The organism is Arthrobacter sp. H35-D1 (genome assembly GCF_030063185.1).
Taxonomy (GTDB): domain Bacteria; phylum Actinomycetota; class Actinomycetes; order Actinomycetales; family Micrococcaceae; genus Specibacter.
The window spans coordinates 89,783-107,219 of record NZ_JASISP010000002.1; the positions used below are offsets into that span (position 1 = coordinate 89,783).

General features: G+C 63.3%; 17 protein-coding genes. 10 read left to right on the plus strand and 7 right to left on the minus strand.

Going from position 1 to position 17,437, the window contains the following annotated elements:
• Positions 1–95: 95 nt before the first annotated feature.
• The 3 genes from QMG25_RS03765 to QMG25_RS03775 are packed head-to-tail and all read left to right on the plus strand — an operon-like array spanning position 96 to position 5,200.
• Entirely contained in the window at positions 96–1,223 is a 1,128-nt protein-coding gene (locus QMG25_RS03765) for an AAA family ATPase (protein WP_283457439.1), read from the plus strand.
• Between the two features lie 15 nt (positions 1,224–1,238).
• Positions 1,239–2,696 (plus strand): DUF58 domain-containing protein, encoded by a 1,458-nt coding sequence (locus QMG25_RS03770; RefSeq protein ID WP_283457440.1) that lies wholly within the window; start codon positions 1,239–1,241, stop codon positions 2,694–2,696.
• Positions 2,693–5,200, plus strand: coding sequence for a transglutaminase TgpA family protein (locus QMG25_RS03775; protein ID WP_283457441.1), 2,508 nt, complete (start codon positions 2,693–2,695; stop codon positions 5,198–5,200). Before QMG25_RS03770 ends, QMG25_RS03775 begins: the two co-directional genes overlap by 4 nt.
• A 124-nt stretch (positions 5,201–5,324) precedes the next feature.
• On the opposite strand, the gene QMG25_RS03780 is transcribed toward QMG25_RS03775, so the two are convergent.
• Both QMG25_RS03780 and rsmI read right to left on the minus strand, forming a co-directional pair.
• The gene (locus QMG25_RS03780) at positions 5,325–6,818 is read right to left on the minus strand and encodes an NAD-dependent succinate-semialdehyde dehydrogenase (RefSeq protein ID WP_283457915.1); all 1,494 of its coding nucleotides are present in this window, start codon (positions 6,816–6,818) and stop codon (positions 5,325–5,327) included.
• Positions 6,819–7,190: 372 nt separating this feature from the next.
• Entirely contained in the window at positions 7,191–8,138 is a 948-nt protein-coding gene (rsmI, locus tag QMG25_RS03785) for a 16S rRNA (cytidine(1402)-2'-O)-methyltransferase (protein WP_283457442.1), read from the minus strand.
• Positions 8,139–8,208: 70 nt separating this feature from the next.
• On the opposite strand from rsmI, the gene QMG25_RS03790 reads away from it, so the two are divergent.
• From QMG25_RS03790 to QMG25_RS03810, 5 genes are all read left to right on the plus strand, one after another.
• Entirely contained in the window at positions 8,209–10,008 is a 1,800-nt protein-coding gene (locus tag QMG25_RS03790; protein ID WP_502866349.1) for a dolichyl-phosphate-mannose--protein mannosyltransferase, read from the plus strand.
• A gap of 194 nt (positions 10,009–10,202) precedes the next feature.
• Positions 10,203–10,541 carry a hypothetical protein gene (locus QMG25_RS03795; RefSeq protein ID WP_283457444.1) on the plus strand — a complete coding sequence of 113 codons (339 nt, stop codon included), beginning with the start codon at positions 10,203–10,205 and terminating at the stop codon, positions 10,539–10,541.
• 430 nt (positions 10,542–10,971) lie between these two features.
• Positions 10,972–11,403 carry a hypothetical protein gene (locus QMG25_RS03800; RefSeq protein ID WP_283457445.1) on the plus strand — a complete coding sequence of 144 codons (432 nt, stop codon included), beginning with the start codon at positions 10,972–10,974 and terminating at the stop codon, positions 11,401–11,403.
• Between the two features lie 86 nt (positions 11,404–11,489).
• Positions 11,490–12,254, plus strand: a complete 765-nt coding sequence (locus tag QMG25_RS03805; RefSeq protein WP_283457446.1) for a hypothetical protein — start codon at positions 11,490–11,492, stop codon at positions 12,252–12,254.
• Complete coding sequence (locus QMG25_RS03810) at positions 12,251–12,532, plus strand: hypothetical protein (protein WP_283457448.1); 282 nt, start codon at positions 12,251–12,253, stop codon at positions 12,530–12,532. The genes QMG25_RS03805 and QMG25_RS03810 overlap by 4 nt, the downstream gene beginning before the upstream one ends.
• Before the next feature lie 66 nt (positions 12,533–12,598).
• Here QMG25_RS03810 and QMG25_RS03815 read toward each other — a convergent pair whose 3' ends face one another.
• The gene (locus tag QMG25_RS03815) at positions 12,599–13,177 is read right to left on the minus strand and encodes a DUF6431 domain-containing protein (protein ID WP_283457449.1); all 579 of its coding nucleotides are present in this window, start codon (positions 13,175–13,177) and stop codon (positions 12,599–12,601) included.
• A 303-nt stretch (positions 13,178–13,480) separates the two neighbouring features.
• Between QMG25_RS03815 and QMG25_RS20485 the strand changes: the two genes are divergently transcribed.
• Entirely contained in the window at positions 13,481–13,909 is a 429-nt protein-coding gene (locus tag QMG25_RS20485) for a DUF6544 family protein (protein WP_502866340.1), read from the plus strand.
• A gap of 22 nt (positions 13,910–13,931) precedes the next feature.
• On the plus strand, positions 13,932–14,189 hold the full coding sequence (locus tag QMG25_RS03820; protein WP_283457450.1) for a hypothetical protein: 258 nt from the start codon (positions 13,932–13,934) through the stop codon (positions 14,187–14,189).
• A gap of 111 nt (positions 14,190–14,300) precedes the next feature.
• On the opposite strand, the gene QMG25_RS03825 is transcribed toward QMG25_RS03820, so the two are convergent.
• From QMG25_RS03825 to QMG25_RS03845, 4 genes are all read right to left on the minus strand, one after another.
• Entirely contained in the window at positions 14,301–14,642 is a 342-nt protein-coding gene (locus QMG25_RS03825) for a hypothetical protein (protein WP_283457451.1), read from the minus strand.
• The gene (locus tag QMG25_RS03830; protein WP_283457452.1) at positions 14,639–14,929 is read right to left on the minus strand and encodes a hypothetical protein; all 291 of its coding nucleotides are present in this window, start codon (positions 14,927–14,929) and stop codon (positions 14,639–14,641) included. Before QMG25_RS03830 ends, QMG25_RS03825 begins: the two co-directional genes overlap by 4 nt.
• Before the next feature lie 675 nt (positions 14,930–15,604).
• Positions 15,605–16,669: an IS1595 family transposase gene (locus QMG25_RS03840; protein WP_502866341.1), complete on the minus strand. Its 1,065-nt coding sequence runs from the start codon at positions 16,667–16,669 to the stop codon at positions 15,605–15,607.
• A gap of 460 nt (positions 16,670–17,129) precedes the next feature.
• The gene (locus tag QMG25_RS03845) at positions 17,130–17,330 is read right to left on the minus strand and encodes a hypothetical protein (protein WP_283457453.1); all 201 of its coding nucleotides are present in this window, start codon (positions 17,328–17,330) and stop codon (positions 17,130–17,132) included.
• Positions 17,331–17,437 lie beyond the last annotated feature (107 nt).

Consider the following 17,437-nt stretch of genomic DNA (forward strand, 5'->3'; position numbering starts at 1 on the left):
TCCCGGCAGCGGTGGCGCCAAACGGGCCTCTTGCTAGTAGCGTAGGTCACAGAAGCGTCCGGGCCTCGTGCCGGGCATCAACGGGAAGGTGGGGCATGCACCCGCGGGAGACCATGTACGAAAGCGAGGGGCTGGCAAGCGCGGCGCCGGCAGCGGCAGGGTCGACCGGAACAGGGCCGGCAGGCGCAGCCCCGCAAGCTGCAGGCGCAGCCCCGCAAGCTCCCTTGCTGCGTCCGCGTTCCACCAAGCCCGGGCCCCCCATGGATGCCGCCACCTTTGCCCGGCTCAGCGATGGAATCGTTGCCGCCATGAACACTGTCATCGACGGCAAGGAAGAGGCCGTGCGGCTGGCTTTGACAGTGTTGCTGGCCGGCGGGCACCTGTTGCTTGAGGACGTGCCCGGCGTGGGCAAGACCCTGCTGGCCAAATGCTTGGCGCGCGCTGTGGACTGCTCCGTCAACCGCATCCAGTTCACCCCCGATTTGCTGCCCAGCGACATCACCGGTGTCTCGGTGTTCAACCAGTCCTCGCAGTCCTTTGTTTTCCGCCCCGGCGCCATTTTTGCCAATATCGTCATTGGCGACGAGATCAACAGGGCTTCGGCCAAGACCCAGTCGGCGTTGTTGGAATCCATGGCCGAGCACCAAGTCACGGTGGACGGCACCACTTACCTTTTGCAGGAACCTTTCATGGTGGTTGCCACCCAAAACCCGATTGAAATGGAAGGCACCTACCCGCTTCCCGAGGCGCAGCGGGATCGCTTCATGGCCCGCATTTCATTGGGCTACCCCGACGAGGCCGCCGAACTTGCCATGTTGGAAAGCCACCAGTCGGTGAACCCGCTGGACTCCGTGGAAGCCGTCGCAACGGCCGAACAGGTCGGGGCCATGGTGCGGGCCGTGGCCGCCATTCACGTCTCACCGGCCGTGCGGGCCTACACGGTGGCCTTGGGCCAGGCCACGCGAAACAGCCCGGCACTGCGCCTTGGCGCCAGTCCGCGGGCGCTTTTGCAATTGCTGCGCGCGGCGAAGGCGGCGGCAGCCCTGGAGGGGCGCGGTTTTGTGCTTCCGGACGACATCCGCCTGCTGGCCGAACCGGTCCTGGCCCATCGTTTGTTGGTGGAGCGCAGTGCCGCCAGCCAGGGGGCCACGCCCTCCGGCGTCGTCGCGGAGTTGCTGGGGCGGGTTGCCGTGCCCGGCCCGCCAAACGAACGATCCGGCTAGGGCCGGGTGTTCGCGGTGCGTCCTTTTCGTCCCCGAGGCTGGTTGCTGCTGGGCTTTGGCGCGCTTGCCCTGCTGCTGGCCTGGGTCCTTGGCCGCCGGGACTTGTTGGCGCTGGCAGTGTTCTGCTGTGCGCTCCCGGGAGCCGCCTGTGCGGGCCTGTACTGGTTCAAGCATGGCTTTTCGGTCAAGCGCAGCCTTTCCCCGGCACTGGCCCGGGTTGGCCGCCCGGTCTCGGTGACCCTCGACGTGCGCGGGCACGCCATGGGCGCCGATCGAATGCGGTTGCGGGAGGAACTGCCGGTGAGCTTCCATGACCTGCCCCGGTTCAATCACCCGAACCCCGTGGTCCCGCGCAGCTTGTTGAGCCGCTACCAGTACCGGATGCACCCGTCGCGGCGCGGCGTGTTCACGATCGGTCCGCTCACCGCAGAGTTTTCAGACCCCTTCGACGTGGCGTTTGTCCAGCGCAACCTCGACGCCGGCGATTCGCTGGCCGTGGCGCCGGCCGCCGTCGAGCTTCCCGCCATTTCCTTGACCGATGGCAGGGGGCAGGACGGTTCGCGCAGCACGCGGGAGCTGGCCCATGCCAGCGACGACGACGCCATGACGCGCGAATACCACTACGGGGATCCGCTCCGGCGCGTCCATTGGCCGGGGACGGCCCGGCAGGGCAAGCTCATGGTGCGGGCCGAGGAGTCGGTCACGGCGCCGGAGGCGTCCCTGATTGTTGACCGGCGGTCGCTGGCATTCGGCGAGCCGTCGGCTGCGGCGGGCCTGCCCAAGCTGCGCACCACTGCCGCGTTCGAATCCGCAGTGGTGGCGGCAGTTTCCATTGCCACCCACCTGCTGGAGCGCGGCTACCAGGTGCGCATCCTCGACCACGCGGGGCAGCCCGCGTTTGCCTCATCAGTCTCTGCCGTGGAGGCACAGATGGAGGACTTCAGCGGCGAACAAGGCGTCTTTGAGGTGGCGGCCGCCTTGGCTGCCCTGGAGCTCGCTCCCTCCATGCCCGACGCCGGGCGCCCCGCCCCTGCGCCCCGCACCGCAGGCCCTGCGAGCGCCGCAGCCCCTCGGCCGACTGCCGGCACTTCCCCCGGCCCCTCCCCCGGCCAGGGTGGTGCTGGCCCTGCCGTTGGCCCTGCTTCCGGAGATGCATTGGGCGCCGCCTTTGGAGATGCCTTGGCACACAAGCTCCACCAGGGACGCCGCCGAGGCCCGATCGTGGCCGTGACGGGGATGCTCAGTCGAGACGAGGCCCAACTGCTGGCCAGCACAGCCAAGGCAAGCCAAAGCGCGTGCGCCCTCGTGCTATGCAGGGAGCCGAGCCAGGCCCGGGATGCGCTGGATATTCTCCACCGTGCGGGCTGGCAGGCTGCGGCACTCACCCCGGGAACACCCTTGGTGGAGGCGTGGCTGCGGTTTGACTGGCATGCCTCCACCAAGGGCCCTCCGGCGGCGGGACGGCTGTCATGACAGGGGTGCTGAACGCCGGGGGCCCCCGGTACGACGGCCCCGGGCCGGACGCAGGAAACAGGCCCCCCTCCCCACCGCCGCGGCGGCTTCTGGGCGAACCAACAAAGGGCTCGGCGCGCTGGGTTCTGGCGCTTGCCATGTTCGGGGCCATCATGGCCACCTCACTATCCCTGAACGGGGTGCTCGCAAGCTTTTCCTGGTGGCCGCCGTCGGCCGTGGTGGTTGCGGCAACACTGCTTCCCGCCGCCCTGCTGCGACGCTGGCCCGTGTTGGCGCCGTTCGCTCCGGTGGGAGCCATGGCGGGCTGGTTCCTGGGCTTGACGATCGTCTTTTTTCCGGCGACTGCAATCTTGGGCTTTCTGCCCACTCCGGGCACTGTCGAGGCTGCGGTGGAGCTGGCCGCCGAGGCCGCGACCGTGATCACCACAGGTGCCGCCCCTGTTCCGGCAGTGTCGGCGATGAGCTTTCTGGTGGCCGCCGGGCTGGGCTTTGTGGCGCTCGTCATTGACACGGTCGCCCTGACACTGGCCGTGCCGGCAGCTAGTGCACTGGGGCTGGTGCTTGTCATGTTGCCCCCTGCCCTGACCACCACGGACGGTATTGGCGGTTGGGGGCTTGCCTGCTCAGCAGCAGGGTTTTTGCTGATTCTGGGTTGTTCCCGCTGGTACGCCCCCGGCGGGAAGCTGCGCACTGGAGGGAGCGTGCACCCGAGCGGAACGCTTTCCCGTGCCGTGGCCTTGGGCACCGTGGTGGTGCTGTTGATGGCGGCCGTGCCGGTGGCCATCCCCGGTTTCAGCAAAGGCGCTTTCCCCCAAGGCACCCGGCTGGGCCAAGGTTCCGGAGCTACCCAACTCGATCCCATGATCGCCCTGGGCGTGGACCTTCGTGCACAATCCGACAGCGTCGCCGTGACGTATCTCAGCAGCACGAGCACGGCACAGTACCTGCGGCTGAACACCCTGGAAGACTTCACCGGGAAGGCTTGGCAACCGTCCGCGCTTCCGGACGGGCTGAAAGCCGGGGTCACCGGTTTGGCACCCGTCCCGGCCGTCCCGTCGACTCTGCCGCGAACCCGCGACCTGACATGGATCTCCACGATCGGCTTGCAAAGCAGCTGGTTGCCCACCCCGCTGTCGCCCACGAGCATTGAGAACCTCGACGGGTCGTGGGTGTGGAATCCATCGACGCAAACCATCAAGGCCAAGTCCTCCTCAACACTGGGCCAGTCCTACGTGGTGAACAGCGAAATGCCCGTGCTCAGCCGAGACCTGCTGGCCGCAGCCACCCGGAACGCCGGCGCCGACGTGGACCCGATCTACACGCAGCTACCCAAGGACGTGCCGAAGATTCTGCGCACCACAGCCGCGGAGGCTGCCGGTTCTCTCCAGAGCCCGTATGCCAAGGCCGTGGCCTTGCAGGACTATCTGCGCTCGGGATTGTTCAGCTACAGCCTGGACACCCCCGTGGAAGAGGGTTACGACGGCTCGGGCATGAAAGTGCTGGCTTCCTTTTTGCAAAAGAAGAGCGGCTACTGCGTGCACTTTTCCGCAGCCATGGCCGTCATGTCCAGGGAGCTGGGCATTCCTTCGCGAATCGCCGTGGGGTACGCCCCGGGGGCAAGCACGGATGAAAGCCGCATGCGCAATGGCCGCCAGCTGCGCGGTTTCCAGGCCACCGGCCTCGACGCCCATGCCTGGCCCGAACTCTACTTTGCGGGTGTGGGCTGGGTCCCGTTTGAGCCGACTCCCTCCCGCGGCAGCGTGCCTGACTATTCGCTGGAGCTCAGCGCACCAGCCCCGAACGACGGCGGCCCGACCGCCCCTGTTGTGGAAGAGAACCCCGTGCAGTCCGCCTCGGCCACGCCCAGCACGGCTGCGGCAGCGGCAGGCTCCACCGCCGGTGCCACCCATGCCAGCCAATGGCTGCTTGTTCCCGGCACAACCCTGCTGGTGCTTTTCCTGCTGGGGGCACCGGCACTTGCCAGGGTCCTTGTCCGACGGCGGCGCCTGGCCCAGGTGCGCGACGGCAACGGATCCACTGTCGTTGACACTGACATTGACACTGACACAGTCGCTGACGCTGACGCTGCCATTGAGGCAGTCGCTGACGCTGCCGTCGACATTGCCGGGACGCCGTCGCTCGTTGCCTGGCGTGAACTGCTGGCCACTGCCACGGACTACGGCTGTCCCGCGGACCGTTCGCTGACCCCGGCACTGAACGCCGCGCGCATCGCACAACTGACGGGACCTGCCGCCTCCGGCGCCCTGGACTTGCTGTTGCACTCCTACGAACGCGCCGTCTATGGCCGTTCGGAGCTTTCCGCGGGCGCGGGCCTGTCCGGCAATGGACGCGAGGACCTCGCCGAAGCGCTGGAAACACTCATTGCCCGTATCCAGACGCGCGCCACACCGTGGCAACGACTGCGCGCAACCCTTGTGCCGGCGTCGTTCTTCACACGGGCACCGGGCCGACGCGGCAGCCCCGAAATGGCTGCACCGAAGTAGCAGCGCAAGGCTGGCGTTGCGGCCCAGACAGCAGGGCGCAGGCGCCGGGGCCCATGCTCCTGCAGATCAGGCGCCGGGTCCCATGCTCCTGCAGATCAGGCGCCGGGGCCCATGCTCCTGCAGATCAGGCGTTGTTGGGGTTGGGGAAGCCAATGTACTGCGTGTACTGGTATTCCTCGATGCCCTCGATGCTGCCTTCGCGGCCCAATCCGGACTGCTTGACGCCGCCAAAGGGGGCCGCGGCGTTGGAGATGACGCCGGCGTTCAGGCCCAGCATGCCCGTTTCAATGCGGTTGGCCATGCGCAGCCCGCAATTGTGGTCCCGGGTGTAGACATAGGCCACAAGACCGTATTCGGTGTCGTTGGCCAGTGCGACGGCCTCGTCCTCGTTCTTGAACGTGACAATGGGGGCCACCGGGCCAAAGATCTCCTCGCTGAGGATGCGTGAGCCTTGCTCCACGCCCGCCAGCACGGTGGGCTGGTAGAAGTAGCCCGGGCCGTCCACGGGGGCGCCGCCGGTCACTGCGCGGGCACCGTCTGCCACTGCGTCGCTGACCAGGGAGTGCACCTTCTCGCGGCTCTTGGCATCGATGAGCGGGCCCACCGTGGTGTCCGGGTCCGTGCCGCGGCCCGTGGTCGTGGCAGCCATGCGGGCTGCGAACTTGGTTGAAAACTCTTCCGCGACGGACTCGTGCACCAGGAAGCGGTTCGCAGACGTGCAGGCCTCGCCCATGTTGCGCATTTTGGCAGCCATGGCGCCATCGACTGCGGCGTCGACGTCGGCGTCCGCAAAGACGAGGAAGGGGGCGTTGCCACCCAACTCCATCGAGGTGCGCAAAACGTTGGTGGACGCGTCGGCCAACAGCTTCCTGCCCACCCCGGTGGAGCCGGTGAAGGACAGCTTGCGCAGGCGGTTGTCCTGCAGCAGCGGGCCCGTCACGCCGCCGGCGTCGGAGGTGGCCACAACATTCAGGACACCGGCGGGCAGGCCGGCCTCGATGAGGACCTGGGCAAAAAGCTGGCTTGTCAGCGGGGTGAGATGCGCGGATTTGAACACCACGGTGCAGCCGGCGGCGAGCGCGGGGGCGATCTTGCGGGTGGCCATGGCCAACGGGAAGTTCCACGGCGTGATCAGCAGGCAGGGCCCCACGGGCTTTTTCTGCACGAGGATTTGCGCGGTGCCTTCGGGGTTGGAGGAATAGCGGCCAAAGGAGCGCACGGCTTCCTCGGAGAACCAGCGCAGGAATTCCGCACCGTACGTCACCTCGCCGCGGGATTCAGCCAGCGGCTTGCCCATTTCAAGGGTCATGAGCAAGGCAAAGTCCTCCGCACGGGCCGTGACCAGGTCAAAGGCACGGCGCAGGATTTCTCCCCGGGCGCGCGGTGCCGTGGCAGCCCACTCGTCCTGCGCGGCCACGGCGGCGTCCAGGGCTGCGGCGCCGTCGGAGGGTCCGGCGTTGGCAAGTTCCAGCAGCACCTTGCCGGTGGAAGGGTCCTCCACGGCAAACGTGGCCCCGGAGGCTGCGCTGCGCCATTCACCGTTGATCAGCAATCCGGTGGGAACACTGGCCAGAAGGGTGCTCTCACGCTCGGTAAGTTCTGCGGCGGCGACGGTCATGATGGACTCCTTTGTCGAAAGCTTGTCGAAAGTTTGCCGGAAGCCGCTGCCGGGCAGCCCCGGGAGGTACTCCCGGCGATGGTGCTGCGGCAACGCGGCGGTGTGCTGATTCTTCAATTCCTTGCTGGTCAGTTCACCGTAGTTCCCGGCGAACGAACGTGTCTAGGCTTGTCCGCACTGCCCGCAAGGCTTTTGCTGTGCACTCGTACAACAGTCGTGCACCCATTTGCAGCAAAACTTAATTTATCCGCCGAACCCGCCGCCAGTTCTGCAGATAAGTTCAAAGTCCGCCGCCAGTTCTGCGGATACGTTAGGCCACAGCTGTCAGGGCACCCCGCGCGCACGGTTTCAGTCCCCGGGAAGGTGAAAACTCTAGGCCCGGGCAGCCAGCACGGCGCTGTACAGCTCGCGTTTGCTGACGTGGACGTCGTGGGCGATGACCGCCACGGCTTCCTTCATGCGCATGCCTTGGGCCATGAGTTCGTTGACGGCGGCCACGTGGTCTTCGGGCGTGCCGGGGTCGGCGTCCGGGGAGCCGCCCACCACGATGGCAATCTCGCCGCGGATCTGGTTCGTTTCAGCCCATTCAAGCAGGCCCGAAAGCGGCTTGCGGATGACTTCCTCATACGTTTTTGTCAGTTCTCGGCACACCGCAGCCGGCCGCGACGGGCCAAAGGCCGTGTGCAAGGCGCGCAGCATGGCTTCGAGCCGGTGCGGGGCTTCAAAGAACACCATGGTGCGCTTCTCCACGGCCAGTTCGTGCAGCCGGGCGGCCCGCTCCCCCGACTTGCGGGGCAGGAAACCTTCGAAGCAGAACCTGTCGGTGGGCAGTCCGGACAGGGCCAGGGCGGTGAGCACGGCCGAGGGCCCGGGGGCGGCCGTCACCTTCACACCCGCTTCGACGGCGGCACCCACCAGCCGGAAGCCGGGATCCGAAACCGACGGCATGCCCGCGTCCGTCACCATCAGCAGCACCTTGCCCGACTGGACCTGCGCCAGCAGTTCGGGGGTCTTCGCGGCTTCATTGTGCTCGTGGTAACTCAGTATCTGCCCATTGACCTTGACTCCCAGGCTTGTCACGAGGCGGTGCAGGCGCCGGGTGTCCTCGGCGGCAACAATGTCCGCTGCGCCCAGCCAGGAAATCAGCCGGGCAGTGGCGTCGCCCATATTCCCAATCGGGGTGGCAGCCAGGACAATCAGGCCCTGTCCGGGCGGGGTGCTGGGCGCAAGGGACGAATCAAGGGTTTCTTCGGCCACTTCTGCCGTATCCGGGTCCTGGTCTTGCGTTGTGTCCGGGTCTTGGCCAAAGTCATCTTCCATGACTCCAGCGTAGTGGGCCACGGCAACGGCAGTGCATTTGGGTAGCATTGACCCCGTGCAACCCCACGCTATGGATACCGCCCCGGCGGCCCCGGACCCAGTCTCCCCCGACGAGCCACCCCTCGGCGGTTCCAGCGACGCACCCGCGGCCGATGCCTCAGTGGCCTCGGCGCGGAGTGCGGGGCAGCACGCTCGGGAGCAGCACGCGCGGGAGCAGCACGCGCGGGAGCAGCCCACTTGGGAGCAGCCGACGCAGCCACCGCGCTGGCTGCGGGATCCGGCGCTGGCCTTCACCCAGGCGGCCGTGGCGAGCCGACTGCTGGGCCAGCGTTTTTCCTTCAACACCACCCCGGCCAGCCTGCGGCTCTGGTTTTGGCTGGCACCTGCCCTGACGGCGCTCATTGGCGGGCTGTTGCGGTTTGTCCGCCTCGGCCAGCCGCCCTCGCTGGTCTTCGACGAGACGTACTACGTCAAGGACGCCTACAGCTACCTGCAGGGCGGCTACGAACGCAATTGGGCCGACAAGGCCAACGACCTCTTCAACCAGGGCACCTTCACCAGCCTCGAGACCACTGCCGAATACGTTGTGCACCCGCCGGTGGGCAAGTGGATGATCGCCTTTGGCCTATGGATTTTCGGCCCGGACAGCACGTTTGGGTGGCGTTTCACGGCAGCGCTGGTGGGCACCATCTCCATTTTTTTGCTGGCCCTGATCGCGCAAAAGATGTTCCGATCCACCATTCTGGGTGCCATCGCCGGCCTGCTTTTCGCCATTGACGGGCACGCCATTGTCCAGTCCAGGACGTCATTGCTGGATATTTTTGTCATGTTCTTTGCCCTGCTGGGCTTTGGCGCCCTGCTCATGGACCGTGATGATGGACGACGGCGGCTGGCGGCCAAGCTGGCCTCGCTCGCCGGAGCGGACGGCCGGGTTCCGGCGAAGAAGCTGCTTTACGGCCCCTGGCTGGGGATCCGCTGGTGGCGGTTGGCCGCCGGTGTGGCGCTGGGCCTGTGCATTGGCACCAAGTGGTCGGGGCTGTTCTTCCTCGCCGCCTTTGGCCTGATGAGCGTGGTGTGGGACATGAATGCCCGGCGCATCGCAGGCATCAGGTACTGGGTGCTGGGTGCCGTCTGGAAGGACGGCATCCTGGCCTTTGTGAGCGTGGTGCCCGTTGCGGCGCTGACGTATTTGGCCTCGTGGACCGGCTGGTTCATGTCAAAGGATGCGTACGACCGAAACTGGGGTGCGGAAAACCCGGCAGGCCCGTGGGGCTGGATTCCGGAGTCTTTGCGATCCCTGTGGCACTACCATTCAACGGCCTACAACTTTCACACCGGACTTGCCTCGGACCATCCCTACAAGGCCAACGCGTGGTCGTGGCTCGTCATGGGCCGGCCCACGTCCTTCTACATCAAGAACTTTGAAAACGGCGAGGCCGGCTGCACCGTGGACAAGTGCACGTCGGCCGTGACCAGCTTGGGAAACCCGCTCATTTGGTGGGCTGGCACGCTGGCGATTCTGTTCTTGATCGGCGTGTGGATTGCCAAGCGCGACTGGCGGGCGGGGGCCATCCTGGTTGGCTTTGCCGCCGGATTCGTGCCCTGGCTTTTCTATCCTGAGCGCACCATCTTCTTCTTCTATGCCATCGCCTACGAACCGTTCATGATCCTGGCGGTGGTCATGGTTCTGGGCATGGTGCTCGGCAAGGTGGGCGACCCGCCGTGGCGCCGCCAGCAAGGGGCCATGTTTGTGTGCATCTTCCTGGTGCTTGCCGTGGCCCTGAGCGCCTTCTTCTACCCCGTCTGGGCCGCGGAGATCATTCCGCAGGATGCCTGGCGCCAGCGCATGTGGCTCCCCAGCTGGATCTAATCCGGAGGAAGTGCGGGACCTCGGGAAGTCAACTCGTCGACGGTGACGAACCGGTAGCCCTGTTGCTTGATCCCGGTCGATGGTCAGTGCCACCATACGGGCGCATGTTCCAAGTTCCAAGGAAACGGAACACCCCAATGCAGAATCACCGTTGGTAGCGCGCTTTACCGTTCACCAACTGACAGGCTAGAAGAATGAGCCTTATTTACCTGCTGCCACTATGTGTCGGACTCTTCTGGGTGCTGCATGCCTGCTTGCGCCTGCTCGGCCGAAAGATGGCAAAGTACACCTCTTGGCTACTGTTGGCGGGCCTCCCCATCATGGCAATCACCTTTTTCCTGTCGTCAATGGCTGCCGAGGAACCTGACCCGTCAATCTTAATAGGGGATGTGTTCTTGCCGATGTTGTTTGCTATGGAGTGCCTCTTCCTCTGGCCCGTTGCAGGCATCGCAGAGAGTAATCTCGTCCTCATCGCATCCTCGCGGCGCGATAGATCCGCAACCAAAGACGCCGTGGGTATCGACCCTGTATGACGTTCCCGATAACTTCATCAGGAACGGTTCAACTTCCAACTACTGGATGATCTTCTATTTCGGGTGGCCCACTTCTAAGGAAGCGGGCCACCCCTCCGGCGGGATTTCCCCGCCAATGAAACATTGTCGGTACTCGTCTGCGCAACCTTGGTGCGACCGTAAGCGGAACCTCCTGCGAACCACCAAACGCGTGCGTCATGATGCCGAGGCGATATCGACCACCGCCAGCCATGTCGTTGGGAGAAGAGTCGTTCGCGTTTCGTTTCCTTTCCTGGTCGTCACGCAGCAGTTGGGACCTTCGGCACTCCCGACAGAACCCGACCACGCCTATTGTTTGAGTATGTGCCGCGCATTATGACGACACGTCGACGGCAGTACTCTCCGCGAAAGCGAGCAAGGCATGCGAGCAAATATTCTGACGAGAATCGCGATGAGAACCCTGATCGTCGTGGTCATTTTCAACGCCCTTTCGGCCGTGGGGGGAAGCCTCGCCATGTTTTTCACGAACGGACTTGGCATGCCGACGTCGTTCTTGGAGAACAGCCCCTTCACGTCCTTCTTTCTACCTGCGCTGATCCTGCTCGTCGGCGTCGGCGGGACTCAGGCTCTCGCAGCCGGGCTGCTCCTGGGTTACAGGGAATCTTCCCTACTCTGGACGGCTTTCGCAGGTTTTGCGATGATTATCTGGATCCTGACAGAGACCGTGATTATTCAAGGGTTTAGTTGGTTGCAAGCGATTTACTTCACGACCGGCATTGCGGAGCTCGCGCTCGTTCTTGCCCTCTCTGGCATCGTGTCCTGGTTGCCGCGCATCGAACTCGACGCCTGGCGAAAACGCAGTACGTTGCACGGTAGGGCATGAACGCACCCCGCGCCCGAAATGGCCTTCCCAAACCATGGCTCTGGCTTTCCATCTCGGCGGCGTCCCTCGCGGCTGCAGGAAGCATCGTGGGTTCGCTCAATCCTGCGCTGGTGTATGGCAAGGAAACGGCCACATTCTTCGATGCAAGCATCGCACAGGACCTTGTCAACCTTTTCTTCGTCGCCCACATGATCGTCGTCCTGGGGATACTGGCCTTCCATGGATCTTTGAGGTCTTGGCTGTGTCTACTGGGCTTCCTCGCTTTCACCGCTTATAACTACGCGATCTACGCCTTCTCCATCCATTTCGGACCGCTTTTCCTGGTCTGGGTGGCTGTACTCGGGCTGTCGGCCTACGCGTTCGCCGGCAGTGCGGCAGCGTTGCACCCTTCAGATTTACGTCGGCGTTTGGGCAGTTTTTCAATACGGCTACCCGGATGGTTCCTCATCGCAGCAGCAACACTGTTCACCTACTTGTGGTTGAGTGAGATCGTTCCAGACCTGCTGGCCAGCCGGCCATCAACCTCTGCCACCACCTGGAATGTGCCGAGCAACCCTGTTCATGTCCTGGATCTCGCGATCTTCCTACCCGGCGTCTTCGTCGTAGGGCTTCTGCTTCTGCGCCGCCACCAGCTGGGCTATGCGTTCGCACCAAGCGCATTGATATTCCTCGGACTCACCACCTTGCCGATCATCCTCACACCCTTCGTGGCGCAGGCCGAAGGTCATGCGCCGTCCTGGTCGGTCTTGGTACCGGTCGGCATCATCGCCCTCGCAACGCTCGCCTTGTTATGGCGGATGCTTCACAATGCCGGGAATAAATCAGACCTCGGATCGGGAGGCATGTCGTGAGTGCTGACACTCGAAGGCCACAGACCCTCGCCGAGTGGGAAGACGAGCTCACCGGCTTCGCCGACAATGCTGCCTTTACTGGAGAAGATGTCGCTGAACTACCAGAGCCCGTTCAAAAATACCTCAGGGCGGCAATCCGGACCGGTACCCCACTGGCGCAGGTGTTACCGAGCGCATTGTTTGACGATGGCGGCGTCGCCCTTGTTGGCGATGGGAATGGCGGGTTTGGTCGTCATCGTGACGCGGTGGTTGGCATTGCTGCCGGGAGGAAGAGCTAGCAATCAGTGTCGTCGTCATGGTGACGACTGTTTCTGGGCATGGCTGGGCACGGTCTCGTCGCTTTTTCAGGTGCGCAGCGGCGGACTCAGCAGGTTACCTTGTGTGAAGAGCCCGATCAGGGTCCAGGGCGGCAGATCGACGTCTACGCGGTGCCGGTAGGCCAGTGCGGCACCGGCCAAGATGTTCAGGCTCCAGCCGAGCAGGCTCGGCCAGGGTTTGGGCCGGGCGAGGGTATCGGGGTTGAGGCGGAATGCGTGCTGGACTGCTTGCTCGTACAGCCAGTGAGCGTGTGTTTCCGGCACCCGGCGCAGCCAACGGCGCACCGTCGAGAGGGGCCGGCCCATGTGGGCAGCGATCGTGCGGTACCCGCTGCCGGCGGCCTTGGCCGCCAACGCGGTCCCGATGACCTCCACCGTGTCGGCCCGGCGCACGGACAACGCGGCTGGCAACAGGATCTGGGTGCGGCGGCAGCCGGTGCAGCGGGCCCGCCGCGGCCGCATTGTAAGCCGCGTATCGCCTGGGCCCCGCACGGTGCGGGTGCGGGCCTGCCCGTGGGGGCGCAACGGCGATGAACAGTCCGGGCAGAGTATCTCGCCCGCCAGCAAGGCCGTCTCGGTCTGCCCGCGGCCGTCCACGATCATCATCGTGCCCGCTCCTGTTCGCCTGTCCCACACTCATGTCAATGACTATTGCCTATCATGCCCGCGGCGGGGAAGGGGCCACTTCGTGTTGAACCAGCACCGTCCCGGGACGAATACGCCACCGGCCACCGGCGGAACCAATGAAACCAGCATGACCACGGTATTTTCAGGATCGCAGCGCGCCGGTCGGAACGGCGGGTGTCGTCGTCACGATGGCGCCGCCAACGAACCCCGGGACCAGGACAGCGCCATCGTCAGGCAACGCAACTACCCGCGGTCATCCACTGCGACGCGTAACAGCAGGGCGTGCGGCTGACAATGCGAGGGAGCATTAAGATCGGCAGGTGGCTGCCATTTAGGGCCACACAATTGATCAACCCGCACAGAGGCTTCATCTGGAAGGCGAGAGTCGCTGGGATCATCGCTGGGTCTGACCATTACCTCAACGAAGAAGGAGGCATGGACTGGAAATTGGCTGGCCTCTTCACTCTCGCCCACACTGACGGGATGGACGCTTCCACAAGCGCCGCGGGGCGAGGCGGTGCCGAGGCGGTCTGGGTTCCAACAGCACTACTGCCCAGGTTTGGGGCAACGTGGACTGCAGCTGACGACACTCATATTTCCGTGGTCCATACCATCGGGAACACCTCAGTGGAAGTGCATTACACGCTACGCCCAGACGGCCACATCCATTCACTGGTCTTCGACCGATGGGGTGATCCAGTGTTGCGGTAACCGAGGGAAACGGCGCTGCGGGGTGGGGGCGCATCTGTTGGGCAAGATGGAGGACGTGGCCCTGAAGGCTGGTTCCAAAACTGTTTACGGTGTGACGAGTGCGGACTCGGCGGCGTTCTACAAGGCCGGGGGCCACCAAGTACAGAAGCCGGATGAGATGTTCAGGACCTATTGGGGAGAGTCTGAGGTGGCATTTCCCATTTCAGGTGATGCGCAGTGGTTCTCCAAAGGCCTGAAGCGCAGAAGCTCATCCTGGTTGGCCAACCTGGTCAACCCCTGATCGCTGGGTATGTAAGACTCAAGGAAGATTGTGCCCGATTCACTGACGAAGAAGCCCCGAACCATCACCGGTCCGGGCTTCTTCGTGTCCCGGTGCTCACGATCTGGTCAGCTATTTGCTGGTTCGACCGAGCCTTTTGACTGCAGCGACATAGGCGGCTAGGCCCTTACGTTCTCCGACTGATACTGCTTGCACGGCTTTGACTTTGCCGTCCTTGATTCGGTAGACGAGGCGGAAGCGAGGCTTCTGTTTCGTGTCGGTGTCGAAGTAGAGCTTGAAGCAGTCGCTAAGATCGCCGGTGGAAACCCTGTCATCCAGGCCCTGACCAGTGAGAGTGCCTTTGGCAACTTCGACCAGCAGGCCTACGGCCATTATTCGGAGCTCTTGGGTGGGGAGTGCTGACATATCGTCCTCAAAGCCGGGTAGGGCATCAAGACCAAGCTGAGAACTCACGCTTTCGGTTCATCAATGGTGATGCCGAACTTTGCGGCAACATCAGCAAGCGGTACGGCTGGGCCGGCTTCTTGGCGTTCACGAACGAGGCGCGCGATTTCCAGGTCCTCCATGATCGGAAGGAGCTCGGAGTACAGCTCGAAGGGGATGACCACAGCTTCGGGGCGGCGGTTGGCGCCGAATACGACCGGTGTGGCTGCCGCGTGGTCCGTCCGGAACCGACGAAGAATTGCCGGGACGCTGGTGCGGAATTCGGCTGTTGGCTGGACTTCAAGGAAAGTGCTCATACCCTAAGTGTACAACTAGATGGTCATAAAGATGTACATCTTGTTGTCATTTTTACATCTGTTGCGCCGGGGGTGCGGCGGGCGCGAACAAGCTCGGTTTCAATAAGCGAAGCATGCCTTTCGGTTAATGAAAACGTCAACCACTGCAGTCAATGCCGACTGAGCTTACCTGGGGCCCTTTGCGCCCCAGCGTGAGGGACTGGGGTCTGAGGATGATCCGTACGGAAATTCACGCTAAGAGGTTGTTTCGAGGTCAGATCGTCCTTGGTTTAAAAATATCCATGCCCGTAACGGGAACCTCCTGCGGTGCAACCTTGTGGTGTTCCAGACATCCAACTGCTGGGTGGGCATCTCATGCCACCGGGAGCCGCTTCTATGGCGGTTTGCCAGTAGATGCCCGGCGATACGGGCAAAGACGGAACCACCTGACACACTCTGATCATGGCCGCTTCTTTCGAATGCACGACACCATCCAGCTTGCCAAAAGCGCAGTTATTTGACTTGGCGCGCAGCATTGAAGCCCATAAGGAATCGATGGCGCAGTCCCGAGAAAAAGCTGTCGCTGGTGTCACGTCGGGACTCATTTCGTTGGGAGAAGAGGTGACATGGCGTGCGTGGCATTTCGGTCTTCCGCTGCGGATGATAAGCCGGATCTGGGCTCTCCACTTAAGCGGATTAAGCGGAGTTGTGAATCTTTATTCCCTGACGCCAGGGACGTACTGTGCGGCGGCGCTCCGATTTGCCGGGATAACCGGGTGTGATTGGCGGGGTTGGTGGTTCCTTCCGCCGCTGGTGGCCCACGGCTACTTCCCGATACTCAACGGGACGGTGCCCTACAGTAAGTGTGAGCAGACTGTGGAACAGCAGGCCTTGGTGATGTGAGGTGCGTCGGTTGAAGCGAAAAACAAATTCGTCCAGGTAGCTGTCCAGATGCTCCGGGCTCACGGCGCCCTGGTGTGTCCCCAGCAGCCAGCGTTTTGTCAGCGCCGCGACCCGGTGGACACCTGGCAACAAACCGCCAGGATCTTCTCCACGTGAGGCTGCGGCACGCTGGCTGCGAGGTTCGTGGACGTATCCCCATTCCTTGATGCCGCGATAGCTTGGCCAACCATCCGTTATGACGGTCGAGCCCGGCGCAACAAACGTTGAGACAAATTGTTGTACGGATGCTGCGGAAGCGTCGTCGAGTACGCCCATGCGACACCGGCCGAACCCCCGCGGTTCATTGACCTCGACAGCGATGCCGACCAGCACCTTCTTCCCGCGGGCACGTCCGCCTGCCAGCCCAGCTTCGTATCCGCCAATGAAAGTCTCATCGACTTCAACCGTGCCAGACAAGGGCCTTCGACCAGGCTGGGACAGCAGGGAACGAAAACGGTGCAATAATATCATCCACGCCGTCTGGTAGGACCCAATCTCCATCGTCCGCTGGAGTGCCAGAGCCGACACCCCGTTCTTGGCGGTAGCGAACAGCCAACACGCCCTAAACCACACCGTCAGCGGCATGCGCGTCCGGTGAAATATCGTGCCGGCGGTGACCGACGTCCGGTAGGAACACCTCGAACACATCCACCGCCCGTCGCCAAGTCTCCAGCCGCCACCACCACACTTCCGACAGGTGAAACCTGCTGGCCAACGCAGCCATTCCAGGTAGTCCAGGCAATCCGCGTCCGTGGCAAACCACTCCTCGAACTCGCCCAACGGGCTAGGATAATCAACACCCACAAGGAGGATTTCCATCCCCCAAATCTACTCCGCTTAAGTGGAGAGCCCAGTGCCGGATAACACAAATGGAGGCACCAGACTCCTTCGTCGATGAACAGGTTAAGGGCCCGTTCAAGCGGTTCCGGCATATCCATGAGTTCAGTCAAGATGCGAAGGGAACCACGATGATTGACCGAATCGAGTTCGCGGCACCTTTCGGCCCCATCGGGCTACTCGCCGAGAATCTGGTCCTAGCCCGCTATATGCAGAAGCTAATTGAGACGCGGAACCGCCGCCTCACAAGCAGATGAATCGTCCTGAAAGGAACCTCCACTGGGACGGATCGAGCGGACTGCCTCCATGCTCATATGGTGCAAATGGAAATCGCTTGGAAGACAGTTGGCATCAATCAAGGCAAGACATGAAGATCAGAAATCTACCGCACCATTATTGGGCTCTTTTCAGAGCGCTGCAACGAACAGGAGCTTCCTCCCGCTCAGTGGCAGCTGATTGGTGGCCCCTCCAATAGATCCGATTTGTATGCGCCGAAAACGGACACGACACCACCATCTGAAGCCCATTTCATCGCATAGCTGCCAGCTTCAATTGTCCGGCCGCCATCGTCAACGCTCCACTGGCCCACCCGATGTCCGATCCCGAAGGCGTTGACGGCGTATGCCTCGCCTTTGCCGCTCATGAGGAAAGATGATTCTCGTGCGACCGTTCGGCAGCCGTTGGGACCATGAGGCTTCAAGACGAAGTACCCAGTATCCCTAACCATGTCCTCCGCTACGCCTATGGCGC